Consider the following 1,159-nt stretch of genomic DNA (forward strand, 5'->3'; position numbering starts at 1 on the left):
TGGATTGTTACAGTAACTTTCTCGCAATCCTTAAGACTTAATGATTACTTGAAAGTTGTACTGTTGTTACTGATTCGGAACTAAGCAGTTGGGCTATCTGTACCAGTGTCAGACAATACCCAAGTCACTGTACTCTTGTATTGATTGTTTTCTTTTGCGCTGCCACCTTTAACTGTCAAGTTAACGTCTGAAACTGTTCTAGCTACAGCTTGGGTTCCTGTTGCAGCTGAACCTGTAGTAGGCAATGTATAACTCATAACAGTTTTACCTGCACCACCAGCAGTCAATTTAACAGTTTCTGAAGCAGTACCTGAATACAAACTAGCAACAGATGCATCTAATGCAGATAAAGTAGTTGAAGACGGTGTTGGGACACCTGATGCATCTGCAGTCGCACCATCCATCGCAAATTTTTGAGTAGCACTAAGTGTCATCGCTAATTCTGCGTTTGCTAATGTGTCAGTACTATCTTTCGTAGTACTTTTAAAATCAGCTAATGTCGCGGATACGTTCCAAGCTGTTTTAGTATCTCTATCATCAGAAACACCAACATATTGGCCGCCACTAGGCGCATCTGTTTGTTTGTAAGTTTGAGCATTAGCACTTGCAGTATTCGCATTACCAAATTGGAAAGATTTTGGTACGAATGTCAGTGCTAAGTTTTTATAAAATGGTCCAGGTCCAGGATTAAAAGTTGAGAATCCAATCCCAGCGTCTGTCGTCATTTTTGTTGCAGTATCATCTGCTGCAGCTTGTACTGGTGTTGTTGCTACAAATGCAGCACCAAGTGCTACTGTTGCGAAGCCAAATAAGAACTTTTTATTCATAATTTATTTTCCCCTTTTACTTATTCAAATTTCTTTAAGTATTGGAGAAAGTTACTCTAACAATCCATTGTTTTGTACAGTTGTTTTATTATCCTAATAACACAAGTTGATCTCTTAAGGAGAAAAACATCATAATCGTGAAACTAAAAGATAAGACCGAAAAAAGTAATAACCCTAGATTGACTAAGAAAACCATCTTATTTTTTTTCAGCACCCGATTCATTTTGATGTCTCGTAAAATAAATAGGCAAAATCCAATCATGCCAATCAAGCCAACTATGCCTAGTCCTGCGACCCAATAGTAAACCATCATTCATATTCCTCCGTTTCTT

General features: G+C 38.0%; 2 protein-coding genes. Both read right to left on the reverse strand.

What is annotated here, in order from left to right:
- Positions 1 to 80: 80 nt before the first annotated feature.
- Complete coding sequence (locus tag ACYSNU_RS18910) at positions 81 to 827, reverse strand: WxL domain-containing protein (protein WP_265460455.1); 747 nt, start codon at positions 825 to 827, stop codon at positions 81 to 83.
- A gap of 88 nt (positions 828 to 915) precedes the next feature.
- Positions 916 to 1,140 carry a hypothetical protein gene (locus ACYSNU_RS18915; RefSeq protein ID WP_461738618.1) on the reverse strand — a complete coding sequence of 75 codons (225 nt, stop codon included), beginning with the start codon at positions 1,138 to 1,140 and terminating at the stop codon, positions 916 to 918.
- Positions 1,141 to 1,159: the final 19 nt, after the last annotated feature.

This window comes from Enterococcus sp. LJL120, from assembly GCF_054871765.1.